16 protein-coding genes are annotated in these 19040 nt (G+C 73.3%); 5 read left to right on the top strand and 11 right to left on the bottom strand.

What is annotated here, in order from left to right:
• The first annotated feature begins 13 nt into the window (after positions 1 to 13).
• Together ABZ990_RS07560 and ABZ990_RS07555 are read left to right on the top strand one after the other, a co-directional pair.
• Entirely contained in the window at positions 14 to 841 is an 828-nt protein-coding gene (locus tag ABZ990_RS07560; protein WP_361226784.1) for an enoyl-CoA hydratase-related protein, read from the top strand.
• Positions 842 to 1286: 445 nt separating this feature from the next.
• On the top strand, positions 1287 to 1955 hold the full coding sequence (locus tag ABZ990_RS07555; protein ID WP_361227009.1) for a flavin reductase family protein: 669 nt from the start codon (positions 1287 to 1289) through the stop codon (positions 1953 to 1955).
• Here the strand turns inward: ABZ990_RS07555 and ABZ990_RS07550 are convergent.
• The 4 genes from ABZ990_RS07550 to ABZ990_RS07535 form a co-directional block, all read right to left on the bottom strand.
• Positions 1942 to 2448: a hypothetical protein gene (locus ABZ990_RS07550; protein WP_361226781.1), complete on the bottom strand. Its 507-nt coding sequence runs from the start codon at positions 2446 to 2448 to the stop codon at positions 1942 to 1944. The two genes, ABZ990_RS07555 and ABZ990_RS07550, sit on opposite strands and share 14 nt — an antisense overlap.
• Positions 2449 to 2513: 65 nt before the next feature.
• Positions 2514 to 3443, bottom strand: coding sequence for a hypothetical protein (locus ABZ990_RS07545; protein ID WP_361226778.1), 930 nt, complete (start codon positions 3441 to 3443; stop codon positions 2514 to 2516).
• Between the two features lie 190 nt (positions 3444 to 3633).
• Complete coding sequence (locus ABZ990_RS07540) at positions 3634 to 5040, bottom strand: MFS transporter (RefSeq protein WP_361226775.1); 1407 nt, start codon at positions 5038 to 5040, stop codon at positions 3634 to 3636.
• A 113-nt stretch (positions 5041 to 5153) separates the two neighbouring features.
• Positions 5154 to 6353, bottom strand: a complete 1200-nt coding sequence (locus ABZ990_RS07535; RefSeq protein WP_361226772.1) for an MFS transporter — start codon at positions 6351 to 6353, stop codon at positions 5154 to 5156.
• 277 nt (positions 6354 to 6630) lie between these two features.
• On the opposite strand from ABZ990_RS07535, the gene ABZ990_RS07530 reads away from it, so the two are divergent.
• Positions 6631 to 7620 carry a helix-turn-helix domain-containing protein gene (locus ABZ990_RS07530; RefSeq protein ID WP_361226769.1) on the top strand — a complete coding sequence of 330 codons (990 nt, stop codon included), beginning with the start codon at positions 6631 to 6633 and terminating at the stop codon, positions 7618 to 7620.
• Positions 7621 to 7701: 81 nt separating this feature from the next.
• On the opposite strand, the gene ABZ990_RS07525 is transcribed toward ABZ990_RS07530, so the two are convergent.
• From ABZ990_RS07525 to ABZ990_RS07515, 3 genes are all read right to left on the bottom strand, one after another.
• Positions 7702 to 9039 (bottom strand): MFS transporter, encoded by a 1338-nt coding sequence (locus ABZ990_RS07525; protein ID WP_361226766.1) that lies wholly within the window; start codon positions 9037 to 9039, stop codon positions 7702 to 7704.
• Between the two features lie 212 nt (positions 9040 to 9251).
• Positions 9252 to 10307 (bottom strand): alcohol dehydrogenase catalytic domain-containing protein, encoded by a 1056-nt coding sequence (locus tag ABZ990_RS07520; RefSeq protein WP_361226763.1) that lies wholly within the window; start codon positions 10305 to 10307, stop codon positions 9252 to 9254.
• Positions 10304 to 11356: an SDR family NAD(P)-dependent oxidoreductase gene (locus tag ABZ990_RS07515; protein ID WP_361226760.1), complete on the bottom strand. Its 1053-nt coding sequence runs from the start codon at positions 11354 to 11356 to the stop codon at positions 10304 to 10306. The genes ABZ990_RS07520 and ABZ990_RS07515 overlap by 4 nt, the downstream gene beginning before the upstream one ends.
• A gap of 101 nt (positions 11357 to 11457) precedes the next feature.
• Between ABZ990_RS07515 and ABZ990_RS07510 the strand changes: the two genes are divergently transcribed.
• Positions 11458 to 12480 carry a cyclase family protein gene (locus ABZ990_RS07510; RefSeq protein ID WP_361226757.1) on the top strand — a complete coding sequence of 341 codons (1023 nt, stop codon included), beginning with the start codon at positions 11458 to 11460 and terminating at the stop codon, positions 12478 to 12480.
• Positions 12481 to 12763: 283 nt separating this feature from the next.
• Here ABZ990_RS07510 and ABZ990_RS07505 read toward each other — a convergent pair whose 3' ends face one another.
• The 4 genes from ABZ990_RS07505 to ABZ990_RS07490 form a co-directional block, all read right to left on the bottom strand.
• A complete protein-coding gene (locus ABZ990_RS07505) occupies positions 12764 to 13390 on the bottom strand; it encodes an ATP-binding protein (RefSeq protein ID WP_361226754.1) in 627 nt (208 codons plus the stop codon).
• Between the two features lie 364 nt (positions 13391 to 13754).
• Entirely contained in the window at positions 13755 to 14801 is a 1047-nt protein-coding gene (locus ABZ990_RS07500; protein ID WP_361227007.1) for an acyl-CoA dehydrogenase family protein, read from the bottom strand.
• Between the two features lie 8 nt (positions 14802 to 14809).
• Positions 14810 to 15943 (bottom strand): acyl-CoA dehydrogenase family protein, encoded by a 1134-nt coding sequence (locus ABZ990_RS07495; protein WP_361226751.1) that lies wholly within the window; start codon positions 15941 to 15943, stop codon positions 14810 to 14812.
• Positions 15944 to 15985: 42 nt separating this feature from the next.
• On the bottom strand, positions 15986 to 17176 hold the full coding sequence (locus ABZ990_RS07490; protein WP_361226748.1) for an amidohydrolase family protein: 1191 nt from the start codon (positions 17174 to 17176) through the stop codon (positions 15986 to 15988).
• 162 nt (positions 17177 to 17338) lie between these two features.
• Between ABZ990_RS07490 and ABZ990_RS07485 the strand changes: the two genes are divergently transcribed.
• Positions 17339 to 19012: an AMP-binding protein gene (locus ABZ990_RS07485; RefSeq protein WP_361226745.1), complete on the top strand. Its 1674-nt coding sequence runs from the start codon at positions 17339 to 17341 to the stop codon at positions 19010 to 19012.
• Positions 19013 to 19040 lie beyond the last annotated feature (28 nt).

Raw genomic sequence — 19040 nt, 5'->3', positions numbered from 1 at the left:
GAGGCGTACGGACATGACGGAGGCACAATCGGACGCGGCGGAGGAGCCGCGGACGCCGGACGTCCTGCACGCCGTCGAGAACGGCGTCTCCTGGATCACCCTCAACCGGCCCGAGGCGATGAACGCGGTCACCTGGGACCAGCGGGAACGGATCATCGCGCTGCTCGCCGACGCGTCGGCCGATCCGGGCATACGGGCGGTGGTCGTCACCGCGACGGGGCGCGGTTTCTGCGCGGGCGCGGATCTGCGCGGCGGCCCCGCCTCGGCCGGGGAGCGGGTGCAGGGGGACGTGGCGCGGATGATCGCGCGCGGCGCGCAGCGCTTCATCGGTGCCGTACTGGACTGCGAGAAGCCGGTGATCGCGGCGGTGAACGGGACGGCGGCCGGGCTCGGCGCGCATCTGGCGTTCGCCTGCGACCTGGTGCTCGCGGCGGACACGGCGCGGTTCATGGAGGTGTTCGTCCGGCGCGGGATCGTGCCGGACGGCGGCGGGACGTACCTGCTGCCCCGGCTGATCGGTCCGCAGCGGGCGAAGGAGCTGATGTTTTTCGGCGACGCCGTGCCGGCGGCCGACGCGGCGGCGCTGGGACTCGTCAACCGGGTGGTCCCGGCGGAAGAGTTGGAGAAGACGGCCCGCACCTGGGCCGAACGCCTCGCCCAGGGCCCCACCCGCGCCCTCGCCCTCACCAAGCACCTGGTCAACACCTCCCTGGACGCGGACCGCAGCGCCGCCTTCGCGGCGGAGGCCGCCGCCCAGGAGCTGTGCATGACGACGCGGGACGCGCGGGAGGGCGTGGCGGCGTTCGTGGAGCGGCGGACGCCGACGTACGAGGGACGGTGAGCGGGGGCCGGGGCGCGGGGGTCGGTTCCGCCGTGCGGGCGCGGGCGCCGGTTCCGGCCTGGGTTCGGGTGCCCGTACCCCCGGGCCCGCACCCCTCAGGTACGGGTCGGCATCAGGCAGGCGCCGAGCGTGGAGGCATTCCTGCTCCCCTTCCCTCCCCGCGCCAACGGCGTGGCGGCGCGGCGCGAGCATCTCATGCGCAGGTCAGAGGGGGTGCGGGTGAGGTTTCGGGGGATTGTGGACGGGGGGTCGCGCGGGCTCTCGAGCGGGGTGCGGGCGAGGTGTGGACAGGGCATGGGCGGGGTGTGGGCAGGACGCGAGCGAGGTTCGGACGGGCCCTTCGGGAGGCCCGGGGCGGTGTGGACGGAATCCCGCGGGGCCGGCACAGGACTAGTCATCTGACAGCACTGCAGTTTCAATGGACGGTGTGATGGGACACGCGGAAATGGCGGCCACCGCCGTTCGATACCTCAGGTCGGCCGGTGCGCCCACGGCCATGGACGCACCGCCGCGCCACCGGCGCCCCGCGCTGCGGACGGTACGGGACGACGAGCGCGCTCCGGCGGTCGACGGCGCCGAATTCCGGCGTGTGCTCGGGCACTTCGCGAGCGGCGTCACCATCGTGACGGCACTGGACGAGGACGGACCGACCGGCTTCGCCTGCCAGTCGTTCGCGTCGCTGTCGCTGGATCCGCCGCTGGTGGTGTTCATGGTGGCGCGTACGTCGACGACTTGGCCCCGGATCGCACAAGCCGGGCGGTTCTGCGTGAACGTACTGGGCGCGGAACAGGACGAGTTGTGCCGGGCGTTCGCGGTGAGTGGGGCCGACAAGTTCGCGGGTGTGACGTGGGATCCGGCACCGGCCACCGGCTCGCCGCGACTGCCGGACGCGCCGGCCTGGGTCGACTGCGTGATCTCCGCCGTCCATACGGGTGGAGACCATCTGATCGTGGTGGGCCGGGTGGAGGCCCTGGGGACGGCAACCGGCGGAGCCGGGACGGCCGGAGGGTCTGGGACCGCCGGAGAGTCCGGGACCGCCGAGGGTCCTGCGACCGCCGGGGGCGGACCGCTGCTGTTCCACCAGGGCCGGTTCGGGCGGTTCAGTCCCCGATGAGGCCGGTGGCCTCGCCGAGGCCGCCGAAGACCAGGACGGCGACGACGACGAACAGGCCCCACAGGAACACCCGGAGGGCATAACGCTCGCCGGGCCGCGCGCGCCGGGCGATCAGCGCCGCGACGGACAGGCCGGCCCACCCCACGAGGCACTCCCGCCAGTTCCCGAACGGCTCGATCACGAGCCCGGCCGCCACCGCCGTGAGCAGCAGCTGCCAGACGAGCGGAGGCCCTCCGGCACGCCCCGCGAACCGCTCGCCGAGGAGCACCGACGGGACCACCAGTGCCGCCGAGACCACTGCCGGCGGGACCATGACCACCCCCAGCAGCAACGGCAGCAGGACGACCCCGAACACGATCCCGAAGCCGCCCCCACCGGTGTCCGGCCCAGCCCCGGCCCCTGTACCTGTCCCCCGCACGTCCCCGAACAGCACGATCAGGACCACGGCGAGCGCGGCCTCCAGGGTCAGCACCAGCGTCGAGACCAGCCACATCTCCCGAAAGGAACGCCGAGTCCCCGTCTCCGTCACAGCCGCCATCGGCCTCACCCCCACCTTCATCACGCTCCGGCCGGGGCTTCGCGTTCCAGGACGTAGAAATCCATGGAGTCCGGATCGCCGATGCTGATGAAGAGCTTGGGGCGTTCGCCGGTCCCGAACACCGACCAGGCGCCGAAGTCGGGGCAGCTCTCGATGACCGCCTCCACCGTCTGATCCCACGGCCCGCGCCCCTGGGAGAAACTCCAGGACCCGGTTCCGTCACAGGGCTCACCCGTTTCCCTGAAGCCCCCGTACTCCCGCACGCCACGCGCCGTGGCCTTGCCGTCCGCCATCAGGGTGAGCGTGCCACCCTTGCCGTCGGAGTACGCGCCGACGGCACCCGCCCGTGTCAGTCTCGGCGGCTCGTACGCCATCCCGGCCCACAGACCGATGCCGCCGAGCGCGGAGACGGTGACGACGGCGAGCGTTCCCCACAGCCCCACCCGCAGGAACATCACGCCGCCGGTCAGGTGCGGGCGGCCGGGAAGCAGCAGACGGCGGGCCACCAGCGCCGCGATCGCGATTCCGGCCGCGCCCACGAGCCAGGTCACCAGTGCCGCGAGGAGACCGGCCCGCAGCCCCAACAGCGCGCCGGGGACCGGCAGAAGAACGACGGCTGCCACCATCGGCACCCAGTACCAGGACTCGCGTCCGCCGAACCGGCGGCCCGCCCAGCCCGCGAGCACGACCACCAGGGGCACCACCCCGGCCGACAGCACGACATGCCCCAGGGGCACGATCACGGCGACGAACACCATGAGCAACACCAGGAACACCCAGCCGAGGAAACTGGCCGTGAAGGGCGGGACCGGACTCTCCTGGGTCAGGCTCCACATGACCAGCCCGATCCCGCCGATCACCGTCTCGGACAGCAGAACGAGCATCGACGCCGAGAAGATCGCGCCTGCCCGCTCGTGCACCCGTGCCCAGGTCTGCTTGGGCGCGGGCACGGCCCCCGCCCCCGTCCCCCGCTCGCCCCACCGACTCCTCGAATTTTCTGAACGCATTCAAATCCCCCTTCCGCCCCGCATCCTCCCCCGTGCGGGACGGGCCCATGCGACCGGGGGCCCTTTGGCACGTCCGGGGCGACGTCGGAGCAGGTCATGGGCCCCGCTCACCCCTTCACGAGAGCGCGGCGCCTCAGGCGCCCGCCCCCCGCACCGCGGACGCCTCCGGCGCGGGCAGCGCCCCGTCCCCTGCCGGGCGGCGGATCACCAGGGCCATCAGGGCCGCCACCGCGCACAGCGCGCCGGAGGCGTACCAGACCACGTCGTACGCGCCGAAGACGTCCCTGACCAGGCCGCCCGCGAAGGCGATCGCGGCGGCGCCGATCTGGTGCGACGCGAGGACCCAGCCGAAGACGATGGCGCTGTCGGCGCCGTAGTGCTCACGGCACAGCGCGATCGTCGGCGGGACGGTGGCGACCCAGTCGAGGCCGTAGAAGACGATGAAGAACACCATCGGCGGGTGGACGGACGGGGCGAGCAGCATCGGCAGGAAGAGCAGCGAGATCCCGCGCAGCGCGTAGTAGACGGCGAGCAGCCGACGGGACTCGAAGCGGTCGGTGAACCAGCCGGAGGCGATCGTGCCGATCACATCGAAGACCCCGATGACGGCCAGCAGTCCGGCGGCCGCCGTCATCGGCATGCCGTGGTCGTGGGCGGCGGGCACGAAGTGGGTCTTGACCAGTCCGTTCGTCGACGCGCCACAGATCGCGAAGGAGCCGGCGAGCAGCCAGAACGGGCCGGTGCGGGCCGCGCGGAAGAGTACGGTGACCGCGCGGCGGGCGGCGCCGGGCACGGGTGCGGGCTTGGGGACGAACTCGCCGCCGTACGGGGACAGTTCCACGTCCGCCGGGTGGTCGCGCAGCAGCAGCCAGACGAACGGGACGACGGCGAGCGCGGCAAGTGCCGTGGTGACGGCGGCGGGACGCCAGCCATGATGCTCGACCAGCCAGGACAGCAACGGCAGGAAGATCAGCTGACCCGATGCGGCAGCCGCCGTGAGGATGCCGGTGACGAGACCGCGCCGGGCCACGAACCAGCGGTTGGTGACGGTCGCGGCGAAGGCTAGCGCCATCGAGCCGCTGCCGAGGCCGACCAACACGCCCCAGAACAGGATGAGTTGCCAGGCGGCCGTCATCCACACGGTGAGCAGCGAGCCGAGCGCGATCACGGTCAGGGCGCACGCCACCACCCGGCGGATACCGAACCGGTCCATGAGCGCGGCGGCGAACGGCGCCGTCAGGCCGTACAGCGCGAGGTTCACCGACACGGCGAACCCGATCGTGCCGCGCGACCACCGGAACTCCTCGTGCAGCGGTTCGATCAGCAGACCGGGGAGGGAGGCGAACGCCGCCGCCCCGATGATCGTGACAAAGGTGACGGCCGCGACGAACCACGCCCGGTGCACCCGCGCGGGGCGGCCGGGGGCGGGGGTGGGGGCGGGAGAACGAAGGGACGGGGAGGGCGGGGAGGACGGAGAGGACGGGGACGGCGAAGCGGAGGACGAAGAGGTCCCGGTTGTCTGGGTCACATCACACAGCATCCGGCCCCGCGCCCCCGCGATCCATTGGCCCGGATGACAGCTTTCCAAAGGATCGGGCCAACGGTTCCGACAACCGTCGCCCCGGAATCCCCGCCTCGGTCACCCGCCCCGCCTCAGACCACCCGCCGCAGCGTACGGATCGGTCGCACCAGGAGCAGTGCCGCCACCACCAGCAGCGCGACCCCGGACCCGGCGAGGAGCACCCGCTCCGTGCCGACCTGGGCCGCCACCGGCCCCGACAGGGTGCGCCCGACGCCCATCATGAGCAGCGAGCCGGCGACGTCGTACGCGTGCATCCGGTTGAGCGCGTCCTGCGGTACGTGGGTCTGCACCGTCGTCGACCACATCACCAGCCAGAACGCGAAGGCCGCGCCCTCGACGAGCGCGCCCGCGTACAGCAGCGGCACCGGGGCACCCGTACCGAGCAGCACCAGGAACACCGGCAGGCCGAGCAGCGCCAACGCACCTGCGGCGAGCGGATATTGGGGACGCAGCCGGACCGCGAGGAGGCCGCCGACCGCGCTGCCCGCGCCCTGGACGGTCATGAGGATGCCGTACGTGGTCGAGCCGTGGTCCCCGGTCACCAGCGTCGCGGTCAGCGGGACCATCGGGCCGCCGACCATCAGACCGTGCACCGTCCAGATGGCGATGACACCCCACAGCCAGCTCCTGGAGCGGAACTCCCGCCAACCGCCGACCAGTTCGCGCCCCAACGACTCGCGCCGCACGGAATCGGCGGGGACGGCCGGCAGCCGCATCAGGGTGAAACAGAGGGCGCTGACGGCGAAGCAGGCGCCGTTGACGGCGAACACCGGGCCCGCGCCGGACAGCGCCACGAGCAGACCGGCGGCGGCCGGTCCCGCCATCACCATCAGCGCCTCGACGACCCGGATGACGGCGTTCGCGCGCTGCACGTCGGGCGCGATCCGCGGAATGGTGGAGGCGACGCCCGGCTGGAAGAGGGCCGAGCCGACACCGCTGAGCGCGGACAGCGCGTACACCGCCCACAGCGGCGGGCTGCCGAGGCTGAAGGAGACCGCGAGGACGGCGGCGCCGGGCAGCCGCAGCAGATCGGCGAGGATCATCATCCGGCGGGCCGTGAACCGGTCGGCGAGGACCCCGCCGAAGAGGACGAAGAGCGCGAAGGCGGCCGTCCACGCGCCGAGGGTGTAGCCGACGGAGGCGTCCGGGTATCCGGCGCCAATCAGCGCGGCGGCGAAGGCCACCGGGACCATGCCCTCGCCGAAGACGGCGACCGCTCGGGCAACGAAGAAGAGTCGGAAGTTACGGCCCCAGAGGGACGCGGGCGCCACGCCCGGCTTCCCGCCGGCGGCCCCGCCGGATCCACCGACCCTGCCCGAACCACCGGCCCCACCCGAACCACCGGGCTCGGCGTGGTCGGAGGATCCGGAAAGAGCGGAAGGATCGGAAGGGGCGGCGAGGGAGGAAGGGGCGCCGGGCGGGGCGAGCGGGCCGGACCGGGCCGGAAAGGGTCCGGTGGCCTCAGACTGGTGGGTGTTGTCCGTCACGAACAGACACACGTACCAGCGCGTGGTCTGGACCACCACTGAATTACGGAGGCCGTCCGCCATGCGTCCGCACCGTGTCGTCGTCCTCGCCCTGCCCGGCCTGCTCCCCTTCGAACTCGGCATACCGCACCGGATATTCGGCCGGGCGAAGGACGCCCCCGAGCCCCACGGCCGCCCGCTCTACGAGATCCTCACCTGCGCCGTGGCCGCCGCCGGACCGGTCGCGACCGACGCCGACTTCGCCGTCCACGTCGAGCACGGCCCCGAGATCCTGGCCACCGCCGACACGGTCGTCATCCCCGCCTCCTACGAGCTGGGCCCGGTGTACGAGGAGGGCAGGCTCACCCCCGAACTCGCCGCCGCACTCGCCCACATCAGGCCCGGCACCCGGCTCGTGTCCATCTGCAACGGCAGCTTCGTACTCGCCGCCGCCGGCCGGCTCGACGGCCGTCCCGCCACCACCCACTGGGCCCTCGCCGACCACTTCCAGCGACTCTTCCCCCGGACCCGGGTGGACGCCGACGTCCTGTTCGTGGACGACGGCGACGTGCTCACCTCCGCCGGCGTGGCCGCCGGGATCGACCTGTGCCTGCACATCGTGCGCCGCGACCACGGCGCGGCCGTCGCCAACCGGGTGGCCCGCAGCACGGTCGTACCGCCGCACCGCGACGGCGGCCAGGCCCAGTACATCGCCCGGCCGCTGCCCGAACCCGGCAGCAGCGGTACGGCCGCCGCCCGCGCCTGGGCACTGGCCCGCCTCGACGAACCGCTCCAGCTCCGCGACCTGGCGGCCCAAGAGGCGATGAGCGTACGGACCTTCACCCGCCGCTTCCGCGAGGAGGTCGGCCTCAGCCCGGGGCAGTGGCTCACCCAGCAACGCGTGGAACGGGCCCGTCACCTGCTCGAATCCACCGACCTGCCCATCGACCACATCGCCCGCGACGCGGGCTTCGGCACCGCCCAGTCGCTGCGCACCCACCTCCAGACGGCCATCGGGGTGACCCCGCGGGCCTACCGGCGCACCTTCCGCACGGGCGCGCCGGTCGGCTGACCGGCGCGGTCCAGCGCCGGCCGCCCGGTGCCCAGCCGCCTCACCAACCCACCAACCCGCCAACCCGCCGTCCGGCTCCGCTCACGCGGTCGGACGCGGCTTCTCCTCCTCGTAGGCCCCCTCGTGGACCCCCTCGTAGGCCCCCTCGCGCCCCTCCTCTTGCGGCTCCCCGCTCGCCTCGCTCTCCCCTGCCTCCTCTGCCACCCCCGGCTCGCGCTCCCCGCGCTCCCCGCGCGCCGGAAGCCTGCGCTCGCCCCAGAATCCGAGGACCGTCAGGGTCACCGTCAGCGCGACGCCGCACAGGATCGCCGTCGAGGGGGCGACGACCTTGAGGAGGCCGCCCGCGAGGGTGCCGCTGGCCGCGTAACCGGCGCCGACGGCCGCGTACATCACCGAGTACCCGGCCGCGACGGCCCCGGGCGGCAGGACCGCGCGCAGGGCGAGGTTACGGGTCAGCATGGCCGGGGCCTGGAGCACTCCGGCGACGGCCAGGGCGACGGCCATCGCGGCGGTCCACGGCAGGACGGCGACGAGCGCGACCCCGACCGCGACGGCCAGCGTCAGGGCGGCCGCCTGGGCCGGCAGCCGCCCGGGCCAGGAACCGCGCAGACCGTAGAGGAAGGCGCCGACCGCCGAACCGAGGGAGAAGCCGGCGAGCAGGGGCCCGGACCAGCCGATCGTGATGGCGCGCTGCTCGAGCAGGGCGGGCAGGATCAGCTCGGCGAGCGCGAGCAGGCTGAGCCCGGCGGCACCGGTGACGTACACGGGCCAGGCGCGGGCGAGCAGACGCCCCAGGGAGCTGTCGCTCTTCTCCCCCCGGCCCGCGCGCTTCGCCATGCCCTCGTCCTGCCAGCCGGCCGGCAGCAGCCACAGCCCGGCACCCCCGAGGGCCTGGAGCACCGCCTGGAGCAGCAGCGGTACGGCGGGGTCCACGCCGAGCGCCAGACCGGTGACGAGGGCGGGGGCGACGGACCAGGTGGCGAAGGTCAGCATCGACTCCATGCTCATCGCCTGGGTGACGGCCCGCTCCGGCACCAGACTGGTGAGCAGGGCGCGCAGCCCGCCCGGCACCGCCGCCGGACCGGCCCCGGCGAGGAACGCGAAGACGCCGAGCAGCACCGGTTGCCCACCGCCGCCCAGCAGCCCGAGCCCGCCGAAGCCGGTCGCTCCGGCGGCGAGTCCGGCCGCCAGCTGGGGGCGCGCCCGCTCCGGGTTCATCCGCAGGCCGAACAGGGGCGCGGCGACGATCTCGCCGATCACGTACGCGGCGGCGAGCACCGCGCCCAGGCTGTAGCCGCCGGGCTGCTCGCGGACGAGGAAGACCAGCGCGAGCGGGGCCATGGCGACGGGCAGCCGGGAGAAGACGACGACGCCGGACCAGGAGAGGACGGAACGCGTGGCGAGCTGTCGGTAGGACATGGGTGCGACCGTAGGGGAGGTGCGCCGGAGCGCGCATGCCGGAAAGGCCGTTCCCGCCGGATGGACCGCGTATGTCCGACCGCCCGGACCTCACGGACCGCACGGACCTTACGGACCACGCGGACCACCCAGACCGCACGGACCTGCCCGGACCGCACGAGCCACCCGCCACCGCGCGCCCCGCACTCCGCCCCCGCACGCCCCCTCCCTCCTCAGAACGTGAGCACCGCGCGCGCCACCCTCCCCGCCTCCGCGTCGGCGACCGCCCGCGCGAACTCTTCGACGGGATAGACGGCCGTGACGAGTTCGTCGAGCAGCAGCCGCCCGGCCTGGTAGAGGTCCGCGTACAGCGCGATGTCCTTCTGGGGGCGGGAGGAGCCGTAGCGGCAACCCAGGATCGCCTTGTCGAGGAACATCGCGGCGGGCGCGAACGCCGCCTCGTCGGCGGGGGCGGTCATGCCGAGCAGGATGGCCTGGCCGTGCCGGTCGAGCAGGTCTATGGCGGTCCGGACGAGTCCGGTGTGGCCGACGCACTCGAAGACGTGGTCGGCGCCGGTGGGCAGGATCTCCCGGACGGCGGCGGGGTCGGCCGAGGTCAGGAAGTGGGTGGCGCCGAAGCGGCGGGCGGTGTCCGCCTTGGCCGGGTTGGTGTCGGCGGCGACGATCGTCGTCGCGCCCGCGATCCGCGCGCCCTGGAGGACGTTGAGACCGACGCCGCCGGTTCCGATCACGACGACGGTGTCGCCGGGCGCGACGCGGGCACGGTTGAGAACGGCGCCGACACCGGTGAGGACACCGCAGCCGAGCAGGGCGGCCGGGGCGAACGGGATGCCGGTGGGGATCCGTACGGCCTGGACGGCCCGGACGACGGTGCGTTCGGCGAAGGACGAGTTGGAGGCGAACTGGAAGAGCGGCACGCCGGCTTGAGTGAACGGACGGCCCGGCCGCCCGATCGCCTTCCGGCACATCGTCGGCCGGCCCCGGTCGCAGTCGGCGCAGGCCCCGCAGTTGGCGAGGGTGGACAGGGCGACGTGGTCGCCGGGCGCGACATGGGTGACGCCGGGGCCGACGGCCGCGACGACCCCCGCGCCCTCGTGGCCGAGGACGACGGGCACCGGGAACGGGATCGTGCCGTCGACGACCGCCAGATCGCTGTGGCAGAGCCCGGCGGCCCGGATCGCGACCGCCACCTCGCCGGGGCCGGGCTCGCGAACCTCCAGATCGTCGACGATCCGCACCTCCGCGCCATCGAACACGACCCCTCTCACGACCCGTTCCCCTCAAGGAAGTTCGTGTGACCACTGCCCTCCGCGCCCTCCGCGCCCTCCGCGCCCTCCGCGCCCTTCGCACCCTCCGATCGCTCCGATCGCTCCGTACGGCCTCCCCCACGTCCCGTACGGTTCGGCCGCGCCCCGGACGCCGCCGCGCGGGCCATCGCCTCCACCTGCCGCAGCAGGGGCATCGGGTCCGTGCCCACGGTCCCGGGCAGGAAGTCCGCGATCCGTTCCGGCGTCCATGGGCCGCCCTCCGCGTACCCCGCCCGCAGCTCCCTGGGCTGCGCCCACACCGCGAGCTTGGGCCCGGCGATCGTGTAGACCTGCCCGGTGATCGGCTCGCCCCCGGCGTCCTTCGCACGGTCGGAGAGCAGATAGACGACGAGGGCCGCCACGTCCTCCGGTTCGCCGATCTCGGTGAGTTCCACGGGTACGTTGGCGGACATCCGGGTACGGGCGACGGGCGCGACCGCGTTGGCCGTGACACCGTACTTGTGGAGCCCGAGCGCCGCGCTGCGGACCAGGGAGATGACACCGCCCTTGGCGGCTGCGTAGTTGGCCTGGGCGACCGAGCCCTGGTGATTGCCGCTGGTGAAGCCGATGAGGGTGCCCGAACCCTGGCGGCGCATCACGGCGGAGGCGGCGCGGAAGACGGTGAAGGTGCCCTTGAGGTGGGTGGCGACGACCGGGTCCCACTCCTCCTCCGACATGTTGAAGAGCATCCGTTCGCGCAGGATGCCCGCGACGCACACGGCGCCGTCGATCCGCCCGTACGCGGCGAGCGCGACGTCGACGAGCCGCTGTCCGCCCGCCATGGTGGAGATGTCGTCGGCGACGCCGACCGCGGTGCCGCCGGCCGCCTCGATCTCCTTGACGACCGCCTCGGCGACCGCGCTTGTCGGCTCGCCGCCGTCGATCGAGACACCGTAGTCGCCCACGACGACCTTGGCCCCGTGGGCCGCGCAGGCCAGGGCGACCGCGCGGCCGATCCCCCGCCCCGCGCCCGTCACGGCGACGACCTTTCCTGCCAGGAAGTTCCCCACGCCGACCCCTTTCCGTACTTTCTGACGGACCGTTAGATTCATGCGTGGGCTGGATTCTACGACCCGTCAGATACCGGAGAACAAGACCCCGGAGCCGCCCGATGTCCTCCCCCGCACCCTCTCCCGCCCCTTCTCCCGAACCGCGCCCAGCGACGCCGCCCACGCCACCGCCCGCGCCACCGCTCGCACCGCCGCCCGCGGCCCTCCCCGCCGAGTTCCACGAGATCGCCGCACGCGTCAACAACTGGGGCCGCTGGGGCCGGGACGACGAGATCGGCACGCTCAACCTGATCACCGACGAGGCGGTACGGGAGGCCGCCGCGACCGTCCGCCTCGGGCTGCGCATACCCCTCGCGCTGGAGCTGAAGCAGGACGGCGTCCAGACCGGGGTGATCCCCGGCCGGATCAATCCGCTGCACGTCATGGTCCAGGTCAATCAGGAACTCTTCGGCCCCGGCACCATCGCGACCAGCGACGACATGGTGACCCTCGGACTCCAGGCGGGCACCCACTGGGACGCCCTCACCCACGCCTCGCACTCGGGCCGGATCTACAACGGCCGCCCCGCCGCGACCGTCACCGCCCACGGCCGGTCCGCGTTCAGTGGCATCCACACCGCCCGGCATGTGATCGGCCGGGGTGTGCTGCTCGACGTGGCCGCGGCCAAGGGGGTCGACCGGCTGCCAGGCGGCCACCCCGTAACCCCCGAAGACCTGGACGAGGCAGCGGAGTTCGGGCGGGTCACCGTACGGCCCGGGGACCTCGTCCTCGTACGGACCGGTCAACTGCGGTCCTATCTGGGCGGCGACCGGCACGGTTACGCCTTCCCGTCCCCCGGCCTGTCCGTCCGTACGCCCGAGTGGTTCCACGCGCGGGACGTGGCGGCGGTCGCCAACGACACGCTCACCTTCGAGATCTTCCCGCCGGAGATCGAGGACCTGTGGATGCCCGTGCACGCCCTCGACCTGGTCGAGATGGGCATGCTCCAGGGGCAGAACTGGAATCTCGAAGAGTTGTCCACAACCTGTGCACAGGAAGGCCGTTACGCGTTCCTGCTGTCGGCGACACCCGAACCCTTCGTGGGCGGCACCGGTTCACCGGTGGCACCGGTTGCCCTGCTGTGAACCGGCCTCCGTAGCCGCACGCCCATGCGTCCGCCGGCGCGTCGGCGCGCCGTGAACTGTAGCGCGCACACCGGGCGCACGGGCCGGACTCGCGGACCGGACGCGCGGACCGGACGCGCGGGCCAGGCGGAGAGACCGCGGGTGGCGGCGCACTCGCGCGCGCCCCGAGCACGGCACGACAGCCGCCACCCGTCACGACCCGCGCTCGCCGAGGGGACACACCCCTCGACTCCCCTCGCACAACGAATCGCTCATCCCAGGGTGATCAATGCGCCACGGTCCGTCAACAGCGCACCCGACCGGGTGACATCCACAACGCCGGTCCCGCGCCCGTCCCCTGGGCCGTCCCCGCGCTGGGGGCCGGCACGGCGGGCCGCTCGTCGCGGGGACCGGCGACGGCGGGCCCCGCTACGGGTCCGGCGGCGGGCCCGGCGGACGACTCGGTACGGCCGGACCCGGCCACCTCACCCTCCTCCGTCCCGACGCGACCGGACTCGGCACCGGCGGTCTCGGTACGCACGGGCTCCACCCGGTCGACCTCGCACCAGATGCTCTTGCCCGCGCCCTCGCGCTGCCAGCCCCACCGGTCGGCCAGACCGTCGACCAGTTCCAGACCGCGCCCGTTCGTCGCGTCGCCGTCCGCGCGCCGGGGTGCCGGCGGCCGGTCGCTCACATCGACGACCTCGACCCGCACCCCCGCCCCGCCGAACAGCATCCGCAGCACGGCCGGGCAGCCCGTGTGCACCACCGCGTTGGTCACGAGCTCGGAGATGAGCAACACCAGCGTCTCCGCCAGCGGCTCGTCTTCCTCTATGCCCGACCGGGCGAGCCGCGACCGCGCCCACCGGCGAGCACGCCCCACCTCGGCCGGGTCCGCCCCGACCTCCAACTGAACCTGAAGCACCTGCACCGTTCACACCATCCGAACCGGCGTCACCGACGACCTAACGGAACGTGATTCCCTTGTGGGACAGCATGGTTGACGTACAGTCACCGCAACAAGCGCTTCGGGCATATTCCAGCGCGAAGGAGTACGCATGGTCCATACTGTGCGACGCACGCTGCGGGGAGTCGAACGAGGGCGCGTAAACCCCCTCGAAAGGGCGTGAATCGCGGGCATCCCGGGATCCGGAGCCGCCTCGGTGGCGGCACCGGTGTGATCCGGGCCCACAAGCACTCGCATCCAACGGAGCGTACCGGAGCACGCCGCCGACTCCAGGCCGTGACGGCTCCGGTACGGGCCCCGATCGGGCGCGGACGCTGCGTGACGCCCGCTAGGAGGTGCCCGGCAGACTCGCCGCCACCGCCTCCTCCGCCGCCGCGCCGCCCCCCGGACGGGCGGTCCGCACCCAGGCCCGTTTCAGATGCAGATGGACCTCTGCTTCCCAGGTGAAGCCCATTCCTCCGTGCACCTGGAGGCAGTCGCGGGCGCACTCCACAGCGGCCTCGTCGGCGAGCAGCCGGGCGCCCGCGATCTCGACCGGGTCGGCGGTGACGGCGGCGGCGTAGACGGCGGCGCGGGCTACTTCCGTTCGGACGAGCATGTGCGCGCACATTTGCTTGACGGCTTGGAAGGCGCCGATCGGCTGCCCGAACTGCTCGCGTACGCGCGCGTGGGCGACGGCGAGGGCGGTGGTCCGGCCCGCGCTCCCGAGTTGTTCGGCGGCGGTGAGCAGGGACGCCTCGCGTGCCCGAGTCTCCTCGGCACCGGACTCTTCCCCGTACACGTACCCGTCCCCATACCCATCCCCGCACCCGTCCCCGTTCCCGTTCCCGGCATATGCCTCGCCGCTCCCGCAGCCCCCACCGCCCCCGTCCCCGCCGCCCGGCAGTCGGTGCAGGGGCGTGAGCGGGTCGACCGAGCGGATCGGCACCGTCTCACCCGTCGCTTCCCCATCCCCCGCGTCCCCCAGCACCACGTCCGCCGCGTCCCGCCACTCCACAAGCCCGCCGGCGGCCCGGGTCACCACCACCGTCCCCTCCGCCGCGCCCGGCACCCGCCCCGCCGCCAGGTGGGTCGCGACGAGCGGCCCCGGCAGCAGCGCCCGGCCCGCCTCCTCGAAGAGCAGCACGGCCTCGGGCAGACCGAGCCCGACCCCGCCCGCATCCTCGGGGAGCCGCAGCGCGAAGAACCCGGCCGCGCCCAGCTCCCGCCACAGCCCCCGGTCCAGCGCCGCGCCACCACCGCTGCCCGCTCCGCCGCCCCCGTCTGCGGACGCATCGACGGCGGCCCGTAGTGCCTCCGGCCCGAAACGGCGGCCGAGCAGTTCCCGTATCCCGCGCACCAGCGCCCGCTGGTCGTCGGTGAGCCGGAAGTCCATGGGGTGGCTCACCGGCCCTTCGGCAGGCCGAGCACCCGCTCGGCGACGATGTTCCGCTGGATCTGCGAGGTGCCGGCAGCGACCGTGTACGACAGCGAGGACAGCCGGTCCCGGTTCCACTCGCGCCCGAGGTCGAGCGCGTCGGGGCCGAGGACGGCGGCGGCCGCGTCGTACAGCTCCTGACGGGCGTGCGAATAGCGCAACTTGAAGACGGAGCCGCCGGTCCCGGGCCCCCCGCCACTGGCGGCGGCCTCGCTCACATTCCACTGGATCAGCCGCCACAGGGCCTGGAACTCGGCGCCGAGCCGGCCGAGCCGGCGGCGCAGGACGAGGTCGTCCCAGCGGCCGTTCTTCCTTGCCGCGAGCGCGAGTTGACCAAGGACGCGGCGGCAGGCGACGACCTCTCCGACGAAGGCGGTGCCGCGTTCGAAGGAGAGCGTGACGAGGGTGACGCGCCAGCCGTCGTTCTCCGCCCCGACCCGGTTGCCGACCGGGACGCGTACCTCGTCGAGGAACACCTCCGCGAACTCGGCCGTCCCGGCGAGGGTGCGCAGCGGCCGTACGGTGATCCCGGGGGCGTCCATGGGCATGGCGAGCCAGCTGATGCCTCGGTGCTTCGGGGCGTCGGGGTCGGTGCGGACGAGGAGTTCGCACCAGTCGGCGACCTCGGCGTGCGAGGTCCAGATCTTGTGGCCGGTGACGACGTAGTGATCGCCGTCGCGGACCGCACGGGTACGCAGCGCGGCCAGATCGGAACCCGCCTCGGGTTCGCTGAAGCCCTGGCACCACACCTCGTCGCCGCGCAACACCGGCTCCAGCCAGCGGTCTTGCTGCTCGGGGGTGCCCTCGGCGGCGATGGTGGGCCCGGCGTGGAGCAGTCCGACGAAACCCGCGCCGACGTACGGGGCGCCCGCCCGTTCGGTCTCCTCCAGGAAGATCAGCCGCCGGGTCGGGGAGGCGTCCCAGTGGACATGGCCGTATCCGGCGTCGTAGAGCCGCCGTTGCCAGCCGCAGTCGTACGCGCGCCGGGCGGGCCAGTCCGACGGGTCGGGGCGGGGCGGGAGTTGGGGCAGTGCGCGGCCGAGCCAGCGGCGCAGCCGGACCCTGAACTCTTCTTCCTCGGCGGAGTAGGCGAGTTCCATCAGACGGCACCCATCAGACGGCGCCGCATCAGACGTGGCCCATCAGACGAGGTCCAGACCGAGCATGCGGATGGCGTTGCCGCGCATCAGCTTGTGGATCGTCGCGTCGTCCAGACCGCGGACGTGGTCGAGGGCGACCTGCTTGGTGTGCGGGAAGGTGGAGTCGACGTGCGGGTAGTCGGTCTCGAAGGTGGCGTTGTCGCGGCCGACGACGTCGAGCGAAGCGATGCCGTGCTTGTCGCGGAAGAAGCAGCAGAAGATCTGCCGGTAGTAGTACGTGGACGGCGGCTCGGGGATCAGCTCGCGCACCCCGCCCCAGGCGCGATGCTCCTCCCAGACGTCGTCGGCGCGTTCGAGCGCGTACGGGATCCAGCCCATCTGGCCCTCGCTGTAGGCGAGTTTGAGCTGCGGGAAGCGCACCAGGACGCCGGAGAAGAGGAAGTCCATCATCGAGGCCATGGCGTTGTTGAAGCTGAGCGACGCCTGCACGGCGGGCGGGGCGTCCGGGGAGGCGGCCGGCATCTGCGAGGACGAGCCGATGTGCATGTTGACCACGGTCCCGGTCTCCTGGCACACCGCGAAGAAGGGGTCCCAGTAGCCGGAGTGGATCGACGGCAGTCCGAGGTGGGTGGGGATCTCCGAGAAGGTGACCGCCCGGACGCCGCGGGCCGCGTTGCGCCGGATCTCGGCGACGGCGAGCCCGATGTCCCACAGCGGGATGATGCACAGCGGGATGAGCCGGCCGCCGGAGTCGCCGCACCACTCCTCCACCATCCAGTCGTTGTACGCACGCACGCAGGCGAGCGCGACCTCCTTGTCGTGCGCCTCCGCGAAGGTCTGGCCGCAGAAGCGCGGGAAGGTCGGGAAACACAGCGACGCCTCGACGTGGTTGAGGTCCATGTCCGCGAGCCGGGCGACCGGGTCCCAGCAGCCGCGCCGCATCTCCTCGCGGGTGATGCCCTCCAGGGTCATCTCGTCGCGGTCGAAGCCGACGGCGGCGATGTTGCGCTTGTACGGGAACCGGAGGTCCTCGTAGATCCACCAGTCGGTGGGCGGCCCGTCGGGGTCCATCGTGATGCGGTACGCGCCGCCGACGTAGGCGAGTTCGCCGATCCCCGCAGTGAGCGGCCGGGGGCCGCGATCGCGGTACCGGGCCGGGAGCCAGGTCGCGAAGAGGTGGGCGGGCTCGATCACATGGTCGTCGACGCTGATGATGCGGGGCAGTTCCGTCATGACCCCTCCCGGGATCTGATGGAGCGTCAGATGGCAACGAAGTCAGGCTAGCCCCGCACCCCTGGACCGACAAGAACCCTCCCCCTACGCTCTCCCTCAACCGATCTGACGTAACGTCAGATCGGATGGGTGTGCCGTACGTCCGGGGCGAGGGGGACGGATATGTCCGAGAGCGACGGCGAGGCGGCCGGGGTGGACGGCGTAAACGGGGCGGACGAGGCGACCGGCGCGGCCGAGGTGACCGGGGCGACCGGGGCGACCGGGGCGGACGATCCGGTCGCGGAGGCGTACGCCCTCGGCGCCTCCCGCACCCTGTGGGAACTCGCCGTACGCCGCGCCGAGCTCACCCCCGACCGCCCGGCCCTGCTCCAGGGCGACCGCGCCCTCACCTTCGGCGGTCTGTGCGACCGTGCCGAGCGCGTCGCGGCCGGCCTGTACGGCAAGGGCGTACGCGCCGGGACGGTCGTCGCCTGGCAGCTGCCCACCCGTATCGAGACGGCGGTCCTCGCCCTCGCGCTCGCCCGCCTCGGCGCCGTACAGACCCCGATCATCCCGTTCTCCCGCGACAAGGAGACCGGCCACGCGCTCCGCGCGTCCGGCGCCACGCACTTCGCCGTCCCCGGTGTCTGGCGCGGCTTCGACCACACGGCGATGGCCCGGCGGCTCGGCGCGCGCGGAGTCTTCGAGGTGTACGGGCAAGGCACCCTCCCCGACGGCGACCCGGCCGTCCTCCCGCCGCCGCCCGCGCCCGCCGACGGCACGGCCGTGCGCTGGATCTACTGGACCTCGGGCACCACCTCCGACCCCAAGGGCGTGCTGCACACCGACCGTTCACTGATCGCGGGCGGCTCCTGCCTCGCCCACGCGCTGCGCCTCACGGCCGGCGACGTCGGCTCGATGGCCTTCCCGTACGCGCACATCGGCGGCCTCGACTACACGGTGATGCTGCTGCTGTACGGGTTCCCCGCCGTCATGGTCGAACACTTCGCGCTGCCCGGCGCCCTCGCCGAGTACCGCCGCCACGGCGTCACCACGGCCGGCGGCTCCACCGCCTTCTACGCGATGTTCCTGGCCGAGCAGCGCAAGCGGCCCGGTGAACCGCTCCTTCCCGCCCTGCGGCTGCTCGCCGGCGGCGGCGCGCCGAAGCCGCCCGAGCTCCACCACGCGGTGGTCCGCGAGCTGGGCTGCCGGCTGGCCCACGGCTACGGCATGACCGAGGTCCCGATGATCACCATGGGCGACCCGGCCGACACCCCCGAGAACCTGGCGACGACCGAGGGCCGCCCGCCCGCCGGCATGGAGATCCGGATCACCGCCGGCGACGGCAGGCCCCGCGCGACCGGCGAGGTGGGCGAGGTCCGGCTGCGCGGCGAGGCGGTGTGCCGGGGGTATCTGGACCCGGCCCAGACGGCCGAGGCCTTCGACGCGGACGGCTTCCTGCGCACCGGCGACCTCGGGCGGCTGACGCCCAGCGGTCATCTCGTCCTCACCGGGCGCCTCAAGGACGTCATCATCCGCAAGGGCGAGAACGTCTCGGCGAAGGAGATCGAGGACCTGCTGCACGAACACCCCGGCGTCGGGGACGTGGCCGTGATCGGACTCCCGGACGCCGAGCGCGGCGAGCGGGTGTGCGCGGTGGTCGAGCAGCCGCCGGGCGCCGCGCCGCTGACCCTGGAGACGGTCACGGACTTCCTGCGCGGGGCGGGCCTGTCCCCCGTCAAACTGCCGGAGCAGCTGGAGGTGGTGGCCGCGCTGCCGCGCAACGACACCCTGCGGAAGGTGCTCAAGTACAAGCTGCGCGAGCGGTACGGGACGGGGGCGGACCGGTCGGGCTGAGGCCGGTCGGGCTGAGGCGGCCCTCTCG

Source organism: Streptomyces sp. NPDC046203 (assembly GCF_040646255.1).
Classification (GTDB): domain Bacteria; phylum Actinomycetota; class Actinomycetes; order Streptomycetales; family Streptomycetaceae; genus Streptomyces.
Note: the sequence above shows the minus strand (reverse complement) of the source record. Positions and strands in the feature narration are given on the sequence as shown.